This window comes from Actinoplanes sp. ATCC 53533, assembly GCF_003947245.1.
This window is the reverse complement of sequence record NZ_QHHV01000339.1, coordinates 1-6,650: the sequence shown is the minus strand read 5'-3', so window position 1 is coordinate 6,650 and position 6,650 is coordinate 1. Positions and strand designations below refer to the sequence as shown.

Annotated in this window: 6 protein-coding genes and 1 pseudogene; 5 read left to right on the top strand and 2 right to left on the bottom strand. The window is 69.9% G+C overall.

The features are described 5' to 3' along the window. Positions 1-111: 111 nt before the first annotated feature. Both DMB66_RS56435 and DMB66_RS56430 read right to left on the bottom strand, forming a co-directional pair. Positions 112-1,851, bottom strand: coding sequence for a DUF4192 domain-containing protein (locus DMB66_RS56435; RefSeq protein ID WP_125812239.1), 1,740 nt, complete (start codon positions 1,849-1,851; stop codon positions 112-114). Between the two features lie 95 nt (positions 1,852-1,946). Then, entirely contained in the window at positions 1,947-2,450 is a 504-nt protein-coding gene (locus DMB66_RS56430) for a GNAT family N-acetyltransferase (RefSeq protein WP_125812238.1), read from the bottom strand. 56 nt (positions 2,451-2,506) lie between these two features. On the opposite strand from DMB66_RS56430, the gene DMB66_RS56425 reads away from it, so the two are divergent. The 5 genes and pseudogenes from DMB66_RS56425 to DMB66_RS56405 all read left to right on the top strand — a co-directional run. Then, entirely contained in the window at positions 2,507-3,388 is an 882-nt protein-coding gene (locus DMB66_RS56425) for a fructosamine kinase family protein (RefSeq protein WP_125812237.1), read from the top strand. 233 nt (positions 3,389-3,621) lie between these two features. Next, on the top strand, positions 3,622-4,629 hold the full coding sequence (gene moaA / locus DMB66_RS56420) for a GTP 3',8-cyclase MoaA (protein ID WP_125812236.1): 1,008 nt from the start codon (positions 3,622-3,624) through the stop codon (positions 4,627-4,629). Between the two features lie 38 nt (positions 4,630-4,667). After that, complete coding sequence (locus DMB66_RS56415; protein ID WP_125812235.1) at positions 4,668-4,907, top strand: MoaD/ThiS family protein; 240 nt, start codon at positions 4,668-4,670, stop codon at positions 4,905-4,907. Positions 4,908-4,912: 5 nt separating this feature from the next. Next, positions 4,913-6,274, top strand: a complete 1,362-nt coding sequence (locus tag DMB66_RS56410) for a metallophosphoesterase (RefSeq protein ID WP_199753231.1) — start codon at positions 4,913-4,915, stop codon at positions 6,272-6,274. A 67-nt stretch (positions 6,275-6,341) separates the two neighbouring features. After that, positions 6,342-6,650: pseudogene (locus DMB66_RS56405) on the top strand (hypothetical protein); the annotation flags it as partial.

Genomic DNA, 6,650 nt, shown 5'->3' with positions numbered 1-6,650 from the left:
TTTCGCCCGCCCGCACTCCGGCCGCACTCCGCCCGCCGCACGCCGTCCGCCCGCCCACACCCCTGTGCCCGTGCCCGGCAGGCGTCCGCACCCGGCCGGGTGGTCGCGCGGTCAGATGCGGCGTTGGGCAGGTCGACCGGGCTTCCGCTGTCGCTTCGCTCGCCTGTCTGGTCTCCCGTCGGCGTCTTGTCTCCCGCCGGCTTTGTCCCGTGGTCCGGCTGGCGGGACACCAGACCGGGTCCGCGCCGGGAGCTGGCCGCCCTGCGCCACCGGGCGCGTCCGCTCCGTCCCCGCCAGCTGCGCATTCTGGTGCCCGACCGGCCGCGTCGTCCCCTGCCCTGCCGATCGCGAGGTCTCCCGCTCCGCCGATTGAGCCCTCTGGTGCCCGACCGGCTGGGCCTTCTCTTGCTCGGGCTGCTGGCTCTCGGATCGGTCGGGACCGTCGCCATTCGCATACGCCTCGGAGCCGCGCCCTCGCACCGGCCTGACGACCTCGCCGGGCTCCGCTTCCTCTTCCGAGTCTGGCCGGTCGTCGACCGGCGCCATGCCTTCCACCGCAGGCCAGCCGTCGAGCACTGACGGCGGCAGCCCGATGATGAGGGCGCGCTGCAGCAGCACAGCCAGTGAGTAGTCAGGCTTCTGGTCCAATATCCGTTCCACTGCGATGCTCGCCAGCGGGCCCTGTCCTGACCGCCAGGCCACGAAGGCAAGCAGGGCGGCCGGCGCCGGAAGGTAACGAGGATCGACCCGGCGGGTCAGATCCGACCAGAGCGCAAGCTCCCACTCCTGGGTTTTCGTCCGGGTCCAGGCATAGTCGCGGATCGGCATGTGCAGAAGCAGCACACCCAGCCACGCGGCAGCCTCATCGGTGAGCCGCCCGCCCGTGCTGTAGCAGCGCTCGGCCTCCCGAACGGCCAACCGACCAGCCCTTCGGACCAGGGCGAGAAAGTAGTCCTCGTCCGACAGCGGACCCGCACTCCCGGCAACGGGCGCCGGCGCATCGGGAACGGGCGGGACGACGATGCCGAGCCTTGCCCCGATCACACCGCCCAGGTGCGCTTCCACCGATCCGGAATAGCGCGACCCAGGGCTGACACCGGGCGCCGTCGAGCTCCGAACATCCTCGGCCGACACGGCAGGAGCGGCCCGGTCGACACCGGGCTGCCCCGGCCCACCGCCGGGTGCGGGGTCCGGTGCGGGGTCCGGTGCGGGTGCGGGGTCGGGTGCGTCGAGTGCGGGGTCGGGGGCGAGGGCAGGGTCGGGTGCGGGCGGGGGTGGGCGCTCGCTGGCCAGGGCTGCCAGGCGCAGCATCGCCCGGGCCGTCGCCGTGGTCATCGCCTCGCGGTCGTCACCGGTCACCGGTGCCAGTTGCGCTTCCAGGGCTTCACGGTTTGGCAGCGCCACCGCGCCCGCGAAGGTCGCTTCCGCCGCCACCACGCTGTTTGACGGCTGGCACGGCTGGCCCTCGGCCGGGCAACACGACAGGTCGGTGCACAGATACGACCAGAACCGGCCGTTTTCTACGCGCAACTCGTCGACGATCGCCAGGGCCGCTTTGCGGAATGCGGCCGAGATGCGGGACACCGCCGGTGTCACGCGGGACTCTTCGCCGTACCCGACGATCGTGACCGCCTCGACCTGCTGATGCAGGACGACCGCCGCGAGATGCAGCACAGCCGCCTCGGCCTCCGCGTCGGGAGTGCCGTCTTCGGGCAGGTCTATGCGCACGGCGAAGGTGATCCGCGGGCCGTGCATCGCCACCACGGTGAGGCTGTCCACCGGGTGGAAGCCGATCAGGAACGGCACGGCGGAGATGAGCTCAGCCGGTGAACAGACCTTCAGCGTTGTCATGCCGGCAGCCTGGCCGAATCCGGGCCGCGGCCGGCTGCCAAACCGCACGCCTGTGGATAACTACGTTGTCCACAGGCCTCCCCCACGGACTCCCGTCAGGAACGAAACTGCAACTCATGCAACTCGAGCCCGTCCTGCTGCCACTCATGGGCATGCCGGTCCAGGTCCATGGTCAACTCGATCGACGACACCACGTCATAGCCGGCCGCGTGCAGGCTGCGGATGGCGTCGACGTTGCGCGACGACGGCGAGATCGTCAGCGACACCATGTTGCGCTTCTTGGCCTCCGCCGCGACATGCCGCAGCAGCGTGCGGCCGACCCCCTTGTGCCGGTGCGAGCCGGTGACGACCACCGGCTCCACCTCTCCGGCGCGGCCACGCATGATCAGCCCGACCAGGCCGATCACCCCGTCGTCGGCATGGTCGGCGACCCAGAGTCCGCTGAGGTCCAGCCGGGTGAGATATTCCTCGAATCCGGCGCCGGCGTCGTCGGGGGCATCGCCGTACATCTGGTTGTGCTGATTGGTCAGCTCCGACCACAGGCGGCGACCAGCGCCGTGGTCGCTCGGCCGGTACGAACGCACCGCGACAGGTGTCATGCCGACATTTTGACTCCGATTCGGGCACGCCGTAACCCGAAGTGGAAGATAAGACGGTGGATCTGGCGTACCTGCGCGCGCACCCCCAGCATCTCCCGACATTTCTCACGCATCAGCGGATCCGGGAGACCCCCGTCGGGGGCGGTGACGTGTGCACCGCATCCCGCTTGACCTTGGACGATGGCACGTCGTTGTTCACCAAGGCGTGGCCCTCCGGAAGCGCGCCCGAGCACTTCTTCGCCACCGAGGCGGCCGGATTGCAATGGCTTCGCCAAGCGCGGAGTGTGCCGATCCCAGAGGTGATAGTGGCGCTTCCGGAGCTGCTCGCGCTCGAATGGATCGATGCGGGCCAAGCCTCACCCGCGGCCGCCGAGCGCTTCGGCCGGGAGTTGGCCGGGCTGCACCGCAAGGGCGCGGACACCTTCGGCGCCGAATGGCCCGGTTTCATCGGGCCGCTGCCCCAGGACAACACGCCGTCCGCCGGCCCGTGGGCGTCGTGGTTCGCGGAACGCCGGCTGCGGCCGTACTTGAAGATCTCGGCCGACAGCGGTGCGCTCTCGGCGGCGGACGTCGCGGCCGTGGAGCAGGTCATCCACAAGATCGAGGGATACGGCGGGGGCGAGCCGCCGGCCCGGATTCACGGCGACCTGTGGCCGGGGAACGTCGTGTGGGGCGCCGACGGCCGGGCGTGGCTGGTCGACCCCGCCGCACACGGTGGGCACCGGGAGACCGACCTGGCGCAGCTCAGGCTCTTCGGCGGGGCGCCGCATCTGGAGACGATCATGAGTGCGTACGCGGAGGAGTGGCCGCTCGCGGACGGATGGCGCGAACGCGTGCCGGTGCACCAATTGCACCTTTTGCTGATACACACCGCCGCCTTCGGCGGGGCCTATCGGAGCGCCGTGCGGTCGGCGACCGACGCTGCGCTGGGCAAATGAACGCCGCGGGCACGTGTGGTGTGTCGCACCACGAAACCGCGCGGCGCCAAATGTCATATCCAAGCGCTAGGTTCGATCAATGAGCGAGTGTGCCGGGCGATTCGAGGGGCACCGAGCTTCCGTGGGCGTGGGCGACGAGCGGGGCGAGGGGTCGCCATGAGCGAGCTTGCGAGCAAACCATCGACTCTGTGTCTGGCGAATGCCATCACCGGAGCGCCAGCGGAGGTGATGGCATGAGTGTGCTCGCCGACCGATTCGGGCGGGTCGCGACCGACTTGAGGGTGTCGTTGACCGACCGCTGCAACCTGCGCTGCACCTACTGCATGCCCGAGGAGGGCCTCGCGTGGATGCCACGCGAGCAGCAGCTCACCGATGACGAGGTCGGCCGGCTGATCCGGATCGCCGTCGAGCAGCTCGGGGTGACCGGGGTGCGCTTCACCGGCGGCGAGCCGCTGATCCGGCGCGGGCTGATCGGCATCATCGCCGCGGCCGCGGCTCTCCAGCCGCGGCCGAAGCTCTCCATCACCACCAACGGCATCGGGCTCGATCGGCTGGCCGGTCCGCTGCGTGACGCCGGGCTGGACCGCGTCAACGTCTCTCTGGACACGCTGTCACCGGCACGGTTCCTCAAACTGACCCACCGCGACAGGCACGCCGACGTGCTGAAAGGCCTGGCCGGCGCGGCCCGGGCCGGACTCACCCCGGTGAAGATCAATACCGTGCTCATGCGCGGGGTCAACGACGACGAGGCGCCCGAGCTGCTGCGTTTCGCGCTCGATCACGGCTATCAACTCAGGTTCATCGAGCAGATGCCGCTGGATGCCCAGCATCAGTGGGACAGGCACGAGATGGTCACCGCCGAGGCGATCCTGGCGTCCCTGGAGCCCTACGGGCTGCTACCCGATTCGGTTTCACGTGGAACAGCGCCGGCGGAGACCTGGCTCGTGCCGGGCCACGTCGACGCGGCCGGCCACCCGGCCCGGGTGGGTGTGATCGGCAGCGTGACCAGGCCGTTCTGCGGTGACTGCGACCGCACCCGGCTCACCGCGGACGGCCAGGTCCGCAACTGCCTCTTCGCCACCGAAGAGTCCGATCTGCGGGGGTTGCTGCGCTCGGGCCGCTCGGACGCGGACATCGCCAAGGCCTGGCAGACCGCGATGTGGGGCAAGCGAGCAGGCCACGGCATCGACGACCCGTCGTTCCTGCAGCCGGCCCGCCCGATGTCGGCGATCGGAGGCTGACATGCCCCTGCGGAGATCACAGCGGAAGGTGAGCCGTCGTGCTTGAGGTTCGATACTTCGCCGGGGCACGGGCGGCCGCCGGGCGGTCGTCGGAGATCATCGCGGCCGGCTCCCTCGACGACCTCACCGTCATCCTGGCCGAACGGCATGGCGAGCGGCTCGCGCTGGTGCTGAAGGCGGCCAGCTTCCTGGTGGACGGGCTCGCCTGCCATGATCGGCAGGCGGCGCTGCCCGTCGGCGCGACGGTGGATGTCCTGCCGCCGTTCGCGGGGGGTTGAGCTTGATCGCGTTCTTTGGGCTGATCTTCGTCGTCATCGGCCTGATCCACTTCTACCTGTGGAAGCGACTGGTTCGGGACCCGTTTCGTCCCGGCGGACTGCGCAGGGCCGGCGCCCTCGTGGCGGTGCTGCTGGCCGTGCTGGTGCCGACCACCCTGATCGGCGTGCGCTCCGGATACCTCGAATGGCTCGCCTGGCCGGGCTATCTCTGGCTCGCCCTGATGTTCTACCTGTTCGTCACGCTGGTGGTTCTGGAGATTCCGCGCCTGGCGATCAGCCTCTGGATCCGCGCCACGAGCAAGAGCACGGCCCGATCGAAAGCTCCCAAGCCCGGCAAAGAGCTGGGCGAAAAGCAGGGCGAAGAGGAGGCGGACGGGCCGCTCGCCGCCACCGCCGGAACAGAGCAGACGCGCACCACCACCGCCGGAGCCAGGCCCGGGATCGCCTCCGCCGCTGGCACGAGGCTGGGCACGACTTCGGGCGCTGAGGGGCCTACCTCAGCCACGAGCACGGTGGCCGACCGCGAAGATCCCGGTTCGCCGCGGGGGATCGATCGGCGCCTCCTTCTGGCCCGGGGCGCGGCGATCTTCGCCGGTCTCACCGCTGTCGGCACCACCGGTTACGGCGTCAAGAGTGCCCTCGGCCCCCCGCAACTCGACCGGGTCCAGCTCCCCATGGCCAAGCTTCCGCGGGCGATGGACGGGACCAGGCTGGCCGTCGTCTCCGATATTCACCTCGGCCCGCTGACCGGCGCTCAGCACGCCGGCCGGATCGTCAACCTCATCAATTCGGTCAACGCCGACATCGTCTGCATCGTCGGAGACCTGGTCGACGGCACGGTTGCCGAGCTTGGCAGGTTCGCCGCGCCGCTCGCTGACATCGAGTCTCGCCGGGGTGCCTACTTCGTCACCGGCAACCACGAGTATTACTCCGGCTACCAGGAGTGGGTTGCCGAGGTGGCGCGGCTGGGGGTGCGGCCGCTGCGCAACGAGCGGCTGGAGATCGGCGGGCTCGACCTGGCCGGCGTCAACGACATCGGCGGTGTCGAGTTCGGTGACGGGCCCGACCTGCGGCGTGCGCTCGGCGACCGGGATGTCGGCCGGCCGGTTGTGCTCATGGCCCATCAGCCTGTCGTCGCCCGCGATGCCGCACCGTTCGGAGTGGATCTCCAGGTCTCCGGGCACACGCACGGAGGGCAGATGGTGCCGTTCAACCTTCTTGTCCCGCTGCAGCAGCCGGTGGTGAGCGGGTTCGGCGAGGTCGACGGCGTTCCGGTCTACGTCACCAACGGGGCCGGATTCTGGGGGCCACCGGTCCGCGTTGGCGCGCCGCCACAGGTCACCGTCATCGAGTTGCGTACTCCTTAGCAGTGAATCTTGGACGTTCCGCTGAGCCACGGGGCACATCTCCGCAGGATTCAATCGTGGATCGGTTATGTCACTTCGCGCGTGGCGGCTCGTGGCGCGCCGGGAGCTCGTGACAGGATGCAGCGTGCCCTCGGTTAGCGCAGGGTCCTCGGTCGCCGCGGACACATACGTCGCGGATCTGCACATCCACTCCAAGTATTCGCGGGCCTGCAGCCGCGATCTCACCCTGCCGAACCTCGCCTGGTGGGCCCGACGCAAGGGCATCGCGGTCCTGGGCACGGGGGACTTCACGCACCCCGCCTGGTTCGACCACCTGCGGGAAAATCTCCGTCCCGCCGACTGAGCCCGGTCTCTACCGCCTCGGCACCGACGCGGA

What these genes read in the sequence shown, in the direction of transcription:
- DMB66_RS56435 (WP_125812239.1), bottom strand. Translation starts at nt 1,851, where the DNA reads ATGACAACGCTGAAGGTCTGTTCACCGGCTGAGCTCATCTCCGCCGTG.
- DMB66_RS56430 (WP_125812238.1), bottom strand. Translation starts at nt 2,450, where the DNA reads ATGACACCTGTCGCGGTGCGTTCGTACCGGCCGAGCGACCACGGCGCT.
- moaA (WP_125812236.1), top strand. Translation starts at nt 3,622, where the DNA reads ATGAGTGTGCTCGCCGACCGATTCGGGCGGGTCGCGACCGACTTGAGG.